Genomic DNA, 14,135 nt, shown 5'->3' on the forward strand with positions numbered 1-14,135 from the left:
ACGGAATTTGACGGTGAGCAGGGAATACCAATGACAAGCTGTACCCGAGTACTGCTGCTGGGCGACGAGGACGGCCTCGTCGAGCACCTAGGCCGGTGGTTGGAGGAAGCTGCGCCCGGCTGCTACCAATTAATGGCAGGCCATATAGAAGAAGATGGGTTGGCGACCTTATTAAGTGGTGATTTTGCCGCAGGCTTGCTGCTGGTTGCCGATCAGCCCACCGTAGCGCGCGATTTACTGGCAGCCGTAAAAAATCAATTTTGCTCCGTACCGGTAGTGGCTTTGTCGCATACGATGGATCTGGTGCTCGATCGCGAGGCCATTCCCAGTGGTGCCGCCGACTATTTAGCCCTCGACAATATCAGTGCGGTGCTGCTGGAGCGCTCTTTGCGCTACGCCATCGAGCGCAAGCGCACCGAGCAAAACTTGGCCCGCCTGGCCCACCACGACCCCCTGACTGATATCCCCAACCGTGTGCTGTTTCGCGACCGGCTTGAAAATGCTATTCGGGTGGCCGCCCGCGATCGCGCTCGTTTCGCCTTAATGTTTATTGATTTGGACGATTTTAAAGTAGTGAACGACCGCTATGGTCACGACATCGGCGATAGCCTGATTCGCTTGTGCGCCGAGCGTCTGCAAAAGCTGCTGCGGCGCAGCGACTCGATGGCGCGCATGGGCGGAGATGAATTTACCCTGCTGCTGTTGAATGTCGAAAGTTCGTCCAATATCGCCCACTTGGCGGTAAAAATTATTGAGCAGATAACCACGCCCTATGAAATCAACGGTTATCAGTTGTCCGTCGGCTGTAGTGTCGGGGTGGCATCTTTCCCCGAGGCTGGCCGCAGCGCCGACGCCTTACTAAAAAGTGCCGATTTAGCCATGTACCAAGCCAAACAGCTTGAGGGCAGCAACTTCCGTTTTTTTACCGAAGAGATGAACCGCGATGTGCGCTATCGCTTGAGCTTAGAAGAGGACTTGCGCCGCGCGGTGGAGAATCGCGAGCTTTACTTAGAGTATCAACCGCGTTTTGCCGTTAGTAGCGGCAAAGTGGTAGCGCTAGAGGCGCTGCTGCGTTGGAACCACCCGCAAAAAGGGATTTTAAGCGCGCCCAATTTTATCTCGATCGCCGAGGACACCGGGCTTATTTTTGCCATCGGCTATTGGGCGGTGCGCCAAGCCTGCGATGATTTACAGCGATTAAAGCGCGACGGCGGTATCGAGCTGAAAATGGCGGTAAGGCTGTCGGCGCGGCAGTTTCGCGACGACGCTATGGTGCAAACGATGGCCAATATTTTTGCCGAAACCGGCGTTAACCCCAAATGTATTGAGTTTGAGCTGACCGAGACCGCGTTGATGGAAAACATCGAGATGGTCAGCCTGTGTATGCGACCCCTGTCTTATTTTGGCGTGACCTTTACCCTGGATGATTTTGGTACTGGTAGCTCGTCGTTTTTGCACCTGCAGCGCTTGCCGATTGCCGCACTTAAAATCGATTCACAATTTATGGCCGACTTACTCCGCCGGCGCAGTGAGCGGCGCTTGGTAGCGGCGATGATTAATCTGGCGCACAATTTAGGGAAAGTGGTGGTGGCTGATGGCGTCGAGTCTGCCCGGCAACTGCAGTGGCTGGTGGATGAAGGTTGCGACCAGATGCAGGGGCATTACCTGGGGGCACCGGCAACCTATCGCAAGCTGCTCGATAATATCCACTCCCTACATTTGGTGGGGGGCGCGCCTGCGCCTAAAAATCAACCTTAGGGCGCCCGGTCCAGTGCCCTAAAGCTAAGCGCCTCGGCCAGCTGAGGTCGGCTAATGGTGTCTTGCTGCGCCATATCGGCCAGTGTACGGGCCACTTTTAAGACCCGGTAATACGAGCGAGTCGAAAGTCCCAGCCGTATCACCGCTGCCTCCAGAAATTGCTGATCCTCCTGTGCCAATGGGCAAAATTGCTCGATATCTTTAGAGCTCATGTGCGCGTTGAGCTTCTGTTGCCGCTGTTGCTGTTGTTTAACCGTACGGCTGACCCGCGCTTGGACCGTGGCGCTGGGTTCGCCTGCGGGTGCGTTGTTGAGCTCGCTGGGGGGAATATTGTGCACTGGTACGTGCAGATCGATACGGTCAAGCATGGGCCCTGAGATCTTATTGCGATAGCGCTGTATTTGTTCGCTAGTGCAGCGACAGCGCGAGTCGTTGCCGGCGCTGCGGCCGCCAAAGTAACCGCACGGGCATGGGTTCATGGCGGCGATCAACTGAAAGCGCGCCGGGTAGCAGGTTTGCGCGCGGGCGCGGGAGATACGAATTTCGCCGCTTTCCATGGGCTCGCGCAGCACTTCTAGCACTTGTCGCTGAAACTCGGGCAGTTCATCTAAAAATAATACGCCGCCGTGGGCCAGCGAGATCTCACCGGGACGCGGTTGGGTGCCGCCACCGACTAAAGCCGCCGCCGAGGCCGTGTGGTGCGGCGCGCGAAATGGCCGCTCGAGCCAGAGCGGGCTATGTTCGACGCCACAGACCGAGTAAACCGCGGCCACCTCCAGCGCGTCGCGCTCATCAATCGCGGGCAAGATACCGGGTAGGCGGCTGGCGAGCATGGTCTTGCCGGTGCCGGGCGGGCCAAACATTAATAAATTATGGCCGCCGCTGGCGGCAACCTCTAGCGCTCGTTTTGCCTGCTGTTGTCCTTTGACGTCCGCTAGCTCTGGTTGCGGGCGACGCGCTGGGGTGGCGGGAAAGTCACTGTTGGGCAACTCACTGCGCCGGTGCAGGTGAGCACAAACCCGCAATAGATTCTCGGCGCTGTAAATGGTGGTGTTGCGTGCCATGGCCGCTTCGGGGGCGTTCTCGCTGGCGACGATTAAGCGGTGCCCGTCGCGCCCGGCCGCTAACGCCGCAGGCAGGGTGCCGGTTACCGGTCGCACGGCGCCCGATAGCGCCAGCTCACCTATTAGTTCAAGCTCGTTTAGAAGCTCGCTGGGTACTTGCTCGGAGGCGGCGAGAATGCCAATAGCGATGGCCAAGTCGTAACGGCCGCCCTCTTTGGGCAAATCGGCGGGCGCTAGGTTGACGGTAATGCGGCGCGCTGGAAACTCAAGATGGGAGTTTAAAATTGCGCTGCGCACTCGGTCTTTGCTTTCTTTAACCGCCGTTTCTGGCATGCCGACAATCGCAAGAGAGGGCAAGCCATTGGACAGGTGCACCTCAACGGTGACCGGCGGGGCCTCGACGCCGAGCTGGGCGCGGGTGTGAACAATGGCGAGTGACATAGGCGATCCTTGCGTTGCGAGCGAACCTTAAATCCTTAGGGCTGCTTGGAATCTAGCTCTGTGTGGGGCTTGGGTCAATGTTGAGTTCAAGCTTTGCGACTTCGGCCTCAAGCGCTTCTAGGCGCGCCCGGGTGCGAGCCAGCACCGCTGCTTGAGCGTCAAAGTCGGCGCGGGTGACCAAATCCATGCGCCGCACTACCGATTCAAGCGCGGCTTGTAATTGTGCTCTGGGCAATGCGTCGGCACCGGGCAGGGCATTTTGCAGCTCGCTAAATATCCGCTGAGTAAAATCTGACATGTTAAACGCTCGCAACAGGATTTTGGCTCCATATTGTACACCCTCAAAAATCAAGTAGGTGGAATTGAGCGACCCGAAGGCCGCGGGCGCCGGGTTGGCTCGCTTCTGGCGCGCCTTTGTGGTGCAGATTGAGTCGTTTTTGGATGGGCAAACAAAATAGTGCACAAATGGTGCGCTGCATTTTGTGGGTGGCTCGATTTTGGTGCGCTGGTGTGGGCGGGATACGGTCTTTACCGTATGTTTTTACCACAAACGAACGTCAAGCTTCTGATAATAAAGGGTTTTCTTTAATTGGCCTGCTCTGTGCAAAGTTGTGATCGAGTACACAGCAAAGGGCGTGGAGTCTCTTTATTGGGTCTACATACTTATCTGGTGGTTGTTTGGGCCGCCAGGCAAGCGTCTTTCCAGTGTTTACCCGCACCTTCGGGTGCGGGATTTTTTAGGAGCACAATAAATGAAATTGGTAACAGCGATTATCAAGCCGTTTAAGCTCGATGTGGTGCGCGAAGCGCTTTCCGACATCGGTGTACACGGTATGACAGTCACCGAAGTGAAAGGCTTTGGTCGTCAAAAAGGTCACTCAGAGCTGTATCGCGGCGCCGAGTACGTGGTGGATTTTTTGCCTAAAACCAAGGTGGAGATCGCGGTAAAAGAGTCAGATTTGGATTCTGTTGTCGAGGCCATAACCAAGGCTGCTAACAGCGGCAAGATCGGCGATGGCAAGATTTTTGTTTCGCCGCTCGAGCAAGTTATTCGGATTCGCACCAGCGAAACCGGCGATCAAGCGATTTAAGACGACTTCTAAGCAGTTAAGAAGATTTTTACAACAAACGGGGATTAAGCAATGGAAAATCAAATTTTTCAGTTGCAGTACGCCATCGATACCTTTTACTTCTTGGTATGTGGCGCACTGGTAATGTGGATGGCCGCCGGCTTCTCCATGCTGGAGGCGGGCTTGGTGCGCGCCAAAAACACCACAGAGATTTTGACCAAAAACGTCGCTCTGTTTTCGATCTCGTGCATTATGTACTTGGTGTGCGGTTACGCCATTATGTACGATGGCAGCTTCTTTTTGTCGGGCATTCAGGGCGGTGAAACCCTGGTGGCTGATGCACTCGCAGCGTCTGCTGAAGAAGGCTTTGAAGGCGGTTCGGTTTACTCCGATGCCTCTGACTTCTTCTTCCAGGTGGTGTTTGTGGCTACCGCGATGTCTATCGTCTCGGGCGCAGTTGCCGAGCGTATGAAATTGTGGGCGTTCCTGGCTTTCGCTGTTGTTATGACTGGCTTTATCTACCCTATGGAAGGAAGCTGGACCTGGAACGGTGCTGATGTATTTGGCATGTACAACTTGGGCGATCTGGGTTTCTCTGACTTTGCCGGCTCCGGTATTGTTCACATGGCCGGTGCTGCTGCTGCTTTGGCGGGCGTTATCCTGCTGGGTGCACGTAAGGGCAAGTACGGTAAAAACGGTGAGATCCACGCCATTACCGGTGCTAACCTGCCGCTGGCTACCTTGGGTACGTTTATCCTGTGGATGGGCTGGTTCGGCTTCAACGGTGGCTCGGTACTAAAGCTGGGCGATATTGCCAATGCTAACTCGGTTGCCATGGTGTTTTTGAACACCAACGCTGCCGCCGCAGGTGGTTTGGTTGCTGCGCTGATCGTTGCTCGTATCTTGTTCGGCAAAGCCGACTTAACCATGGCCCTGAACGGCGCGTTGGCCGGCCTGGTTGCTATTACCGCTGAGCCTTCTACCCCAAGCGCATTGGGTGCCACCATCATCGGCGCGGTGGGCGGTATCATCGTGGTCTTCTCAATCATCACTTTGGACAAAATTAAAATTGATGACCCGGTTGGTGCGATTTCGGTCCACGGTGTGGTTGGTTTGTTTGGCCTGCTGGTCGTGCCTTTAACCAACGATGGCTCTACCTTTGTGGGCCAGATCGTGGGTGCTTTGACCATCTTCATCTGGGTATTCGTTTGTAGCCTGATTGTATGGAGCATCATTAAAGTGATCATCGGTCTGCGCGTTAGCGAAGAAGAAGAGTACGAAGGTGTCGACTTAGCTGAGTGTGGTATGGAAGCCTACCCTGAGTTCACCTCTTCTAAGTAAGAGTGTCAGGTGCTAGCTGCCCGGGTTTACCCCGGGCAGTGGCTTAAAAAGTCCTCTCAGAAGTAGATTGTCGGTAAGTTTGGCTTGGATGGATGATTTTCCCGCGACTTGCGTGTATCTTTACCCATAGAATTTGGTAGCCCCTTTGTGGGGCACAACCTCAAACCGCTACAGCAAGCTACCTGGCTGAGACCAAGACGAAGAAGGAAATCCATAATGAAACTGATTACTGCTGTCGTTAAACCGTTCAAACTCGATGATGTCCGTACAGGACTGTCTGAGGTCGGTGTACAGGGTATGACCGTAACCGAAGTAAAAGGCTTTGGTCGGCAGAAAGGCCACACTGAGCTGTACCGTGGTGCTGAATACGTGGTTGATTTTTTACCTAAAGTTAAAATCGAACTGGCGGTGGATGATACGCTGGTCGATCAGGCGGTAGAGGCGATCACTAAAGCGGCGCAAACCGGTAAAATTGGTGACGGTAAAATCTTTATTACACCGCTTGAAGAGATTATTCGTATTCGTACCGGCGAGACCGGCAGCGAAGCGATTTAACGCTTTGTGAGTTGATGTAAAGCACGACCCAGCTTGACTCTTTACAGGATCAAGCAGATAAAAAAACAGCGGCCAATGGCCGCTGTTTTTTTATCTGGCTCGGCTGGACAGCTGAGCCACGTTAACGCTAGATGCTTACGGTTGAGGCGACTGTAACGCCTGGCGAATCAGGCGCAGATAGCGCCGCTGCTGCACGATAAAAAACATTGGCAATACTACCACCAGCATAATGATGGCAGCGGTATCTTGTGACAACTCAAGCGCAGGTGCCAGCAGCGCCATAAATCCGGCCGAACCGGCAAACATCAAAAAAAACTGAATCAGGTTACCGCGCCAGCGCTCAAGCCGCGTGTCTGGGCCAAACGCGATCGCTTTGGCGGCGGCTAAGCGCCGCTCTTGCTCGGCAGTAGGAAGATCTGTCAGCTCGGGGAAGTACTTGAGTTCGCGCGGGCTTGCCATAGCCAACCTCGTTTATAGCCTTAATCGGATAGCCGTGCAGTGTAACGGTTTCGCTCCCAGCATAACAGATAAATACCGTGAAAAAGGTCCGGCCGTGGTCGCTGGGTGTCGCGTGCTGGGTAAAACCGAAACACAAAGGAGCTATATTTTTTACGGCATTTAGGTAAATAACAAAAATGAACACCGGTCTTGTCTCTAATAAAAAACTGAACTAAAAAAACGCAAAAAAACTGTGACCAAAAGCGTTTGTTGCGATATAAAGGCAACAACCCCATAGAATAAAAGTCAGTCTTACCAAGGTGATTCTGTCTTCTTAATCAAGGGAGCTGACAGTGTTGCTGTGGGTGTTTTTTGTTTTGGCATGGATAAGACATACGGTTTGAGAGGTGTTATTTATGGCGAGTCAATACGAGCTAAATGAAAGCCGCACGCTAGACGACGACAACGATATAGACGTAGACGATAGCGATGAGGTCAGCGCCAGCGATGACGCTAAAGGTCAGGTACAAGAAGATTTTAATATTGCCTCGCGTGAGCGTGTAAGGTCTGAATTGCAGGCGCAGATCGAGGCGTTTTTAGCCGGCGGTGGTCAAATCAACGAGGTGCCTAATCGTGCGGTAGGCTCCGATCGGCCGAGTAAGCCGGCAAGTGAGTATTCTGGGCGTTTGATGTAAGTGCAGCTATGCTGCCATTTACCGCCTGCAGAATTAACTGTTAGATAAAAACATGTTGCCTGGCTAAAAATAAGGCTCGCGGTGGTGGGCCTTATTGTGTGTCTAGGCTATTTACTGCGAATGTATAGTGTATATACATTCGGCGCATGTAGTCGGTAATAAACAGCCTTGTGTTTGAGAGGTAGGTTTTCTGAGCCACCCGATTTAATCAGGTCTAAGCTAATCATAGCCACGCTGGTGGTACACGTACAATTAGGTTGCCCGCCCGTAAAACCGGTTATTAATAAGCTGTGTTTAGCAACGAGGCTTAATTTACAGCAGGTAAAATAATAACCACGCGCTGCCAATCGCGCTGAGTATTAAGCCTATCAGTATCAAGAGCCCGTCTCGTGCCACCAAGCCTAAAGATAAAAGCACCAAGACGCTAGAAGGAATTGCGGCGGCAAAAGGTACCAGCTCTAAGGGAATTAGCGCCAGCGCTAAAAAAATAGCGATCACCGCAACGATTCGATTACCGGCTTGGCCCGTCATAAAACTGTAACGCGGTTTGATAGCACGGTCTATTCTCTGAGTCACCGGACGAGATTTATTCAGCAGTTTTGAGAAGCGATTACGCGAGACTTCGATTCGCGCCAAGCGCTTTGGTATCCATGGTTTTTGAGCGCCCGCCAACAGTTGCCCGGCGATAAGTACAATTAATATCGCACAAATGGTGGGTACTCCCGGAATGCCACCTGTGGGCAGCAGCGTGATTAACGCTGGTAGCAACAGCAGGGGCCCAAAACCGCGGTCTTTCACGCTGTCGAGTATTTCGCCAACGCTAAGGCTTTTACCCTCGCCGGACTCCTCGATTAAATCGATAGTGCCCGTAAGGTCGTCGTTGCCCATACGGGCTTCGCTTACGTTCATTGTTCGTATTGCGTAGACCATTCATTCACTTCGCGCTCGGCCTCCTGCTGGGTAATACCATAGCGCTCCTTTACCGCGCCGATTAATTTGTCGCGTTTTCCGACGATACGCTCAATGTCGTCATCTGTCAGTTTGCCCCATTGCTCGCGGGCAGCGCCTTTCATTTTTTGCCAATTGCCCTCTAATTGCATCGTGTTCATAACGGTCTCCTAGTGTGCCAAGAATTAAGTAGAATCGGGTGTGTGCGACCTAAGCGTCTCTTTATCAACACCCTTTCTCCCTACTTAGATAGCAAACTTCGATCCAAGCTGACAATCTCCCGCAAGGTGCACGTCTGGCCTTGGTTTCACCTGAGGTGGGGAGTGCGCGATCGTGCAAACCAAGTCGCTCATTGGCTAATTTACAAAATCGCGCCCTAGGCGGGCGCGATTTACAAATGCAGGGCTCGGGGGTTAGCGTTGCTCGCGCAGCAAAACCGCCGCGCGATAGCTTTTTTTACCATAACCCAGCAGGCGGTTCAGTTGCTCAAGCGCCAAGGGCACGTTGGCGTTGTCCAGTGCACTGCGGTGCTCGGCGGCATCTACGTCTGGATCGTGCAAATAGGCAAAGTGTTCATCCATGGCCGACAGCCAAACCCAGTGCGGGGCTTTGTTACGGTTTAGTTGCCAAGTGCTTATTAGCAGTAAAATTGTGTAGCCGGCCTCTATGTGTTGGCGTAACACGTTTGAGTTGATCGCACACACATCGCTGGGGATCTTGGCGTGCTGCAAGCGCGCGACGTGATCATTGTGGATGAGTTCGACCAGCGCCTTTTTGTGTTCACCGCGAACACTGTCGATTAGCGCCACTTGGCTGCTCGACTGTAATAACCGAACATCAAAGCCGCGTTGGTGCAGCGCTAAGGCTAATCCGTGGGGTGAGCAGCCGCCGTGACCGCGGGTCATGTAAACGGTGGTTGCTTCGCGCCAGAGGTTGATTTCATCGATGCGGCTGTAGTGATGGGAGGGGCGAATCTCTTGCATGGCCATAATAGCCGCCGCCGGGCCGCAGGTGAACTCGGTGGTTTGCGGGTAAAAATTGGCACTGGCTTTGGCACGGGTGCTGCGCTCTAGGCGTTTTTCTAGTTGTAGTGCATCGCCACCGTTTTCATAATAACCGGCCAGCTGCTTGATGGGGCGAAAGCCTAAAGAGTGATACAAGCCGATAGCGGCAGCATTGGTATCGGCGACTTCTAAGCGCAAAAAAAGTGCGTCGCGTTGCCGGGCGCAAACCTCGGCGGCTTGCATTAACGAGCGAGCCAGCCCCCGCCCGCGGGTTTGCGGGGCAACGGCGAGCGAGTATATCCGTGCTAGCGAGGTGCCGCGACGGAATAAGATCAGGACATAGGCCTGTACCGGCTGGTCGATCACCAAGATCTGGTTTTGTTCGGTATCCAAGAAATGCTTAAAGCTGCGCCGACTAATACGATCGCCGCTAAAGCTCGAGTTCTCAAGTGCGACCAATGCGTCTAAATCGGACAGTTGGGCGGGGCGAACAGACGAAGTCATAGGTATCTCAATGACAGGTTCACATAGTGCAAACCTTTACAATGGTAAGGCAAAATAATGCTTGCCAATTGCCGCGATTTTGCCACACTTGCGCCGCTGCGCAATGGATTTTTTGCGCTTATTTAAGGTGACAAGACGACCCATGACGCAATTGAAAATCATTGTTGAAAAAGCCTCCGACTGGACCGGCCTTTACCCTTCGGCCGATGTGATTTTAGCCAGTGATTATTTGGCCGACGCCGATACTCGCCAGCGCTGCCGGGTGATTAATTTATGCCGCCAGTACGATTACCTCTCGACCGGTTACTACTGTTCGCTACTGGCCGAAGCCCGTGGTCACAAAGTGCTGCCGTCGGTAAAGACGCTGCGCGACTTATCGCGACGCCAATGGCAAGAGGTGTTGGCTCTCAATGTAAAGATAGACGAAAAACTCAACGCCATTGCCGGCACGAGTGATTCGGTGTCGCTGCTTGTGTGCTTTGGTAAAACCGAGGCTGAGCCACTGGCTGAGTTGGCGCGCGCGCTATTTGAGCAAATCGCCGCGCCGATTTTGCGCATACGCTTTAAGCGGAAAAGCGGGTGGCAGATTCAATCGCTGGAAACGGTGCCTTTAGGGCAGCTGCAAGAGGCCGAGCAAACACTGTTTGCCAATGCACTGGACAGCTTTAGCCGGTTGATTTGGCGCAAGCCCCGCGCCCGCAAAGAGTACAAATACGATTTGGCAATTTTGGTTGATAACCAAGAGCCCATGCCGCCCAGTAACTCGACCGCGATCAAGCGGTTTATCAAGGCGGCCGCCAAGCAGGGCATTATGGCTGAGACTATTGGTCGGGGCGATATTAATCGGTTAAGCGAGTTCGATGCGCTGTTTATTCGCGCCACTACCTCGGTGAATCATTTTACCTATCGGTTTGCGCGCCGCGCGCAAGCCGAAGGGCTGGTGGTGATCGATGACCCAGATTCAATTTTGCGCTGTACCAATAAAGTCTACTTAACTCAGTTGTTAAAAACCCATAAGTTGCCTATGCCGCCAACGCGCATTTTAAGCCGTGCCGATATGGGTAGCGAGCAAGCGTTGATTGACGAGCTGGGTTTGCCGGTAGTGGTTAAGATCCCCGACGGTTCATTTTCGGTGGGTGTAAAAAAAGCCGGCAGTCGCGAAGAGCTGGCTGCGGTGATGCAAGAGATGTTTAAAGACAGTGCGTTGCTGTTGGCGCAGCGCTATCTTTATACCGAGTTCGATTGGCGCATTGGCGTGCTGGCTGGCCAGCCAATTTACGCCTGCCGTTATTTTATGGCCAAGAACCACTGGCAAATTTATCACCACTCCAGTAAGGGCACGGCGTCGGGTGGCTTTGACGCCATGGGCACCTTTGAGGTGCCCAAGCCGGTGCTAAAAGCGGCGGTGGCGGCTAGCAAGCTAATTGGTAATGGCTTTTACGGGGTGGACTTAAAGCAAAATGGCAATGATATTTCGATTATCGAGGTCAACGATAACCCCTCCATTGACTCCGCCGTTGAGGACAAATATTTAGGTCTGGAGCTGTACGATGTGATTATGACCGAGTTTAAGCGCCGCTTGGACGAGCGTGGCTGAGCTTAGGGCGTGCGCCGGTTGTGGTTGCCGGCGCCAATTTACGCTAGTATCGCTGGAATGCTTTTATAACGATAACATGTGAAGAGAGTCCTAATGAGCGATCGTAAGCCCACCTCTTTTGATATTGCCTACCGCGCCGGAGTGTCTCAGGCGACGGTTTCACGGGCGCTCAGAGATAGCCCCCTGGTTAATGAAGAAACTCGCCGTCGGGTGCAGGAAATTGCCCGAGAGCTGAATTACAAAGTCGATAAAAACGCCCGTAATTTGCGCTCGCAAAAAACCCGCACTGTGGCACTGCTGCTAAACGAAGACCACGGCACGGGCGACTCTTTAATTAACCCCTTCTTTTTGTCGATGGTGGCTAGCATTATCAGTGCTACCGCCGATCGCAATTATGACTTGTTGGTGTCGTTTCAGCAGTTTAGTGAAGACTGGCACGCCGACTACGAAGACGCCAACCGCGCCGACGGTATTATCTTTTTAGGCTATGGCGATTACACGACCTACGTTAAAAAGCTCAATCATCTCGACGAACAAGATGCTCACTATATTACCTGGGGGCCAGTGCTGCCCGGCCAACCGGGGGTCTCGATCGGCTGTGATAACTATAACGGTGGGCGCAAGGCGGTTGAGCATTTGCTAAGCCTTGGGCGGCGCGATATTGCGTTTGTCGGCGGTATTGGCGAGGGTAGCCCCGAGTTTAAAAGCCGTTACGAAGGTTATTGCCAGGCGCTGAATGATGCCGGCATTGTCGTAAACCCGGCACTGCAAATAGACGCCGAGACCTCGGAAGATGCCGGTTATCAGGCCGCCTTACAGTTACACGAGCGCGGTTTGCGTTTTGATGCGGTATTTGGTGCGAGTGACTTAATTGCTATTGGTGCCATGAAGGCGGTAGAAGAAGCCGGCATGACAATCCCCGACGATGTCGCCATTATGGGCTTTGACGATATTTCCATGGCGGCCTACACCCACCCACCGCTGTCTACCGTACAGCAAAACACCAAACTTGCCGGTGAATTGCTGGTGGATAGTTTATTAAAGCTGATGGAAGGCGAGAAACTCGATTCGTTTTTGATTCCCGCCGAGCTGATTGTGCGCGGCTCTTGCGGGGGCAAGCGCTAATGTAACGGGATGGCGCGGTTCGCCCCGCCCCGCTACGGCACGGTGTTAAGCGGGGTTAAACTCGTCTAATCCTCGTCATCCACCAGCATGGTAAAGCCGGCGGCAATGATAAAACACACGCCGCCCAATACCAGCGCGTAGATGCTTTGCCCTTCAAACACGACGCCGACCAGTAACCCCAGCACACTGGCGGCCAAAATCTGCGGTATCACGATAAAAAAGTTAAAAATCCCCATGTACACGCCCATTTTGTGTCCCGGCAAAGCGCAGGACAAAATGGCGTAAGGCATAGAGATGATCGATGCCCAGGCGCAGCCTACCCCCGCCATCGACAGTAGTAGCCAGCTGGGGTCTTTGATGATCACAAACGAGATAAAACCAGCGGCGCCCAACAGTAAGTTAATGGCATGGGTGAGTTTGCGGCCCAGTTTGCGGGTCATCAGCGGGATGATAAACGCCGCCAGCATAGCAAAACCGTTGTACGAGCCCTGCAGTACACCGGACCAATCGGCACCTTGGTTGTACAGCGCACCACTGGTATCGGTGGCGCCAAAGTGAAAGCTGGCGATGGCGGGGGTTACGTAGATCCACATAGCAAATAACGCAAACCACGAAAAAAACTGCACCACCGCCAATTGCATCATGGTGCGCGGCATATGAAATAGGTCGTGGGTGACGTGGTACACACCGTGATCGGTGTTGCCGGCGTTTTGCATCCAGCCGGCCAGCACTTGCAGCAAGCCGAACACGGCAATACCACCGGCCAGAATATACAGCTCACCATTGAGGCCCAAGCCGTAGATAAGCCCCGCGCCTACGACGCCGCTAGCACACCAGGCAAAGCCGCCTTTAAGGTAGCGTGCGGCGGGGCGATGGATACGGTCAGCGAGCGATTCTACCTGGCCCTCTTGGGCGTTAAAGGTGGCCAATTGCTCGGGGGAGTACTCGCGGGTGGTGAAGATCGTCCAGCTCATGGCCAGCAGCAGCACAACGCCGCCCAAGGTAAACGAGAAGATGACTGAGTCGGGCACAATGCCGGGGACGGCGGTGTTATTCATGCCCCAAACGTTGGTCATTAGCCACGGTAATGAAGAGGCCACCACCGAGCCGACGCCGATAAAAAACGCCTGCATCACAAAGCCCAGCGTACGCTGACGCTGGGGTAGCATGTCGCCGACAAAGGCGCGAAACGGTTCCATCGAGATGTTAATGGAAGCATCCATAATCCACAGCATACCCGCTGCCATCCACAAGGTGGGCGAGTGAGGCATGACAAACAGCGCGCCACTGGTAAGTAGCGCCCCCACCAAAAAGTAGGGACGGCGGCGGCCAAAGCGGTTCCAGGTTTTATCCGAGAAGTAGCCGACAATGGGCTGTACCAGCAGGCCGGTAATCGGCGCCGCGACCCATAAAATGGGCAATTCATCGATCTCGGCACCCAGTGTTTGAAAAATACGGCTGACATTGGCATTTTGCAGCGCAAAGCCAAATTGGATGCCAATAAAGCCGAAGCACATATTCCAGATTTGCCAGAAGCTTAGCTCCGGGCGGGACTTGGCGGCCTGTGTCATAGAGGTCTCATTATTTGTTGTTAT

Annotated in this window: 14 protein-coding genes; 7 read left to right on the forward strand and 7 right to left on the reverse strand. The window is 53.6% G+C overall.

The annotated features are described in order from the left end of the window. The first annotated feature begins 30 nt into the window (after positions 1-30). Positions 31-1,758: an EAL domain-containing protein gene (locus ACGHAD_RS01120; protein ID WP_339616969.1), complete on the forward strand. Its 1,728-nt coding sequence runs from the start codon at positions 31-33 to the stop codon at positions 1,756-1,758. Here the strand turns inward: ACGHAD_RS01120 and ACGHAD_RS01125 are convergent. Together ACGHAD_RS01125 and ACGHAD_RS01130 are read right to left on the reverse strand one after the other, a co-directional pair. After that, positions 1,755-3,263 carry a YifB family Mg chelatase-like AAA ATPase gene (locus ACGHAD_RS01125; protein WP_382414124.1) on the reverse strand — a complete coding sequence of 503 codons (1,509 nt, stop codon included), beginning with the start codon at positions 3,261-3,263 and terminating at the stop codon, positions 1,755-1,757. The genes ACGHAD_RS01120 and ACGHAD_RS01125 overlap by 4 nt on opposite strands. 52 nt (positions 3,264-3,315) lie before the next feature. Then, positions 3,316-3,561, reverse strand: coding sequence for an accessory factor UbiK family protein (locus tag ACGHAD_RS01130; protein WP_382414126.1), 246 nt, complete (start codon positions 3,559-3,561; stop codon positions 3,316-3,318). Positions 3,562-4,015: 454 nt separating this feature from the next. Here ACGHAD_RS01130 and ACGHAD_RS01135 point away from each other — a divergent pair, with 454 nt between their 5' ends. From ACGHAD_RS01135 to ACGHAD_RS01145, 3 genes are all read left to right on the forward strand, one after another. Continuing rightward, positions 4,016-4,354 carry a P-II family nitrogen regulator gene (locus ACGHAD_RS01135; RefSeq protein WP_339616972.1) on the forward strand — a complete coding sequence of 113 codons (339 nt, stop codon included), beginning with the start codon at positions 4,016-4,018 and terminating at the stop codon, positions 4,352-4,354. A gap of 51 nt (positions 4,355-4,405) precedes the next feature. Then, positions 4,406-5,674, forward strand: coding sequence for an ammonium transporter (locus ACGHAD_RS01140; RefSeq protein ID WP_382414128.1), 1,269 nt, complete (start codon positions 4,406-4,408; stop codon positions 5,672-5,674). A gap of 216 nt (positions 5,675-5,890) precedes the next feature. After that, complete coding sequence (locus tag ACGHAD_RS01145; protein ID WP_339616974.1) at positions 5,891-6,229, forward strand: P-II family nitrogen regulator; 339 nt, start codon at positions 5,891-5,893, stop codon at positions 6,227-6,229. A 135-nt stretch (positions 6,230-6,364) separates the two neighbouring features. On the opposite strand, the gene ACGHAD_RS01150 is transcribed toward ACGHAD_RS01145, so the two are convergent. Next, entirely contained in the window at positions 6,365-6,688 is a 324-nt protein-coding gene (locus tag ACGHAD_RS01150; protein WP_382414130.1) for a hypothetical protein, read from the reverse strand. Between the two features lie 395 nt (positions 6,689-7,083). Here ACGHAD_RS01150 and ACGHAD_RS01155 point away from each other — a divergent pair, with 395 nt between their 5' ends. Beyond that, on the forward strand, positions 7,084-7,362 hold the full coding sequence (locus ACGHAD_RS01155; RefSeq protein WP_339616976.1) for a hypothetical protein: 279 nt from the start codon (positions 7,084-7,086) through the stop codon (positions 7,360-7,362). 312 nt (positions 7,363-7,674) lie between these two features. Here ACGHAD_RS01155 and ACGHAD_RS01160 read toward each other — a convergent pair whose 3' ends face one another. The 3 genes from ACGHAD_RS01160 to ACGHAD_RS01170 all read right to left on the reverse strand — a co-directional run bounded on the left by ACGHAD_RS01160 (position 7,675) and on the right by ACGHAD_RS01170 (position 9,818). Beyond that, positions 7,675-8,271 (reverse strand): exopolysaccharide biosynthesis protein, encoded by a 597-nt coding sequence (locus tag ACGHAD_RS01160; protein WP_339616977.1) that lies wholly within the window; start codon positions 8,269-8,271, stop codon positions 7,675-7,677. After that, positions 8,268-8,471, reverse strand: a complete 204-nt coding sequence (locus ACGHAD_RS01165; protein ID WP_339616978.1) for a CsbD family protein — start codon at positions 8,469-8,471, stop codon at positions 8,268-8,270. The genes ACGHAD_RS01160 and ACGHAD_RS01165 overlap by 4 nt, the downstream gene beginning before the upstream one ends. A 252-nt stretch (positions 8,472-8,723) precedes the next feature. Then, positions 8,724-9,818 carry a GNAT family N-acetyltransferase/peptidase C39 family protein gene (locus ACGHAD_RS01170; protein ID WP_382414133.1) on the reverse strand — a complete coding sequence of 365 codons (1,095 nt, stop codon included), beginning with the start codon at positions 9,816-9,818 and terminating at the stop codon, positions 8,724-8,726. A gap of 142 nt (positions 9,819-9,960) precedes the next feature. On the opposite strand from ACGHAD_RS01170, the gene ACGHAD_RS01175 reads away from it, so the two are divergent. Together ACGHAD_RS01175 and ACGHAD_RS01180 are read left to right on the forward strand one after the other, a co-directional pair. Then, positions 9,961-11,415, forward strand: a complete 1,455-nt coding sequence (locus ACGHAD_RS01175) for a RimK family protein (RefSeq protein ID WP_382414135.1) — start codon at positions 9,961-9,963, stop codon at positions 11,413-11,415. 93 nt (positions 11,416-11,508) lie between these two features. Continuing rightward, the gene (locus tag ACGHAD_RS01180) at positions 11,509-12,540 is read left to right on the forward strand and encodes a LacI family DNA-binding transcriptional regulator (protein ID WP_382414136.1); all 1,032 of its coding nucleotides are present in this window, start codon (positions 11,509-11,511) and stop codon (positions 12,538-12,540) included. A gap of 65 nt (positions 12,541-12,605) precedes the next feature. Here the strand turns inward: ACGHAD_RS01180 and ACGHAD_RS01185 are convergent, their stop codons facing one another. Then, entirely contained in the window at positions 12,606-14,111 is a 1,506-nt protein-coding gene (locus ACGHAD_RS01185; RefSeq protein ID WP_339616982.1) for an MFS transporter, read from the reverse strand. Positions 14,112-14,135: the final 24 nt, after the last annotated feature.

The sequence above is a fragment of the Gilvimarinus japonicus genome (genome assembly GCF_042847215.1).
Classification (GTDB): Bacteria; Pseudomonadota; Gammaproteobacteria; order Pseudomonadales; family Cellvibrionaceae; genus Gilvimarinus; species Gilvimarinus japonicus.

Coding starts and splice junctions, on each gene's coding strand:
- ACGHAD_RS01120 (WP_339616969.1), top strand. CDS start 31: ATGACAAGCTGTACCCGAGTACTGCTGCTGGGCGACGAGGACGGCCTC.
- ACGHAD_RS01125 (WP_382414124.1), bottom strand. CDS start 3,263: ATGTCACTCGCCATTGTTCACACCCGCGCCCAGCTCGGCGTCGAGGCC.
- ACGHAD_RS01130 (WP_382414126.1), bottom strand. CDS start 3,561: ATGTCAGATTTTACTCAGCGGATATTTAGCGAGCTGCAAAATGCCCTG.
- ACGHAD_RS01135 (WP_339616972.1), top strand. CDS start 4,016: ATGAAATTGGTAACAGCGATTATCAAGCCGTTTAAGCTCGATGTGGTG.
- ACGHAD_RS01140 (WP_382414128.1), top strand. CDS start 4,406: ATGGAAAATCAAATTTTTCAGTTGCAGTACGCCATCGATACCTTTTAC.
- ACGHAD_RS01145 (WP_339616974.1), top strand. CDS start 5,891: ATGAAACTGATTACTGCTGTCGTTAAACCGTTCAAACTCGATGATGTC.
- ACGHAD_RS01150 (WP_382414130.1), bottom strand. CDS start 6,688: ATGGCAAGCCCGCGCGAACTCAAGTACTTCCCCGAGCTGACAGATCTT.
- ACGHAD_RS01155 (WP_339616976.1), top strand. CDS start 7,084: ATGGCGAGTCAATACGAGCTAAATGAAAGCCGCACGCTAGACGACGAC.
- ACGHAD_RS01160 (WP_339616977.1), bottom strand. CDS start 8,271: ATGAACGTAAGCGAAGCCCGTATGGGCAACGACGACCTTACGGGCACT.
- ACGHAD_RS01165 (WP_339616978.1), bottom strand. CDS start 8,471: ATGAACACGATGCAATTAGAGGGCAATTGGCAAAAAATGAAAGGCGCT.
- ACGHAD_RS01170 (WP_382414133.1), bottom strand. CDS start 9,818: ATGACTTCGTCTGTTCGCCCCGCCCAACTGTCCGATTTAGACGCATTG.
- ACGHAD_RS01175 (WP_382414135.1), top strand. CDS start 9,961: ATGACGCAATTGAAAATCATTGTTGAAAAAGCCTCCGACTGGACCGGC.
- ACGHAD_RS01180 (WP_382414136.1), top strand. CDS start 11,509: ATGAGCGATCGTAAGCCCACCTCTTTTGATATTGCCTACCGCGCCGGA.
- ACGHAD_RS01185 (WP_339616982.1), bottom strand. CDS start 14,111: ATGACACAGGCCGCCAAGTCCCGCCCGGAGCTAAGCTTCTGGCAAATC.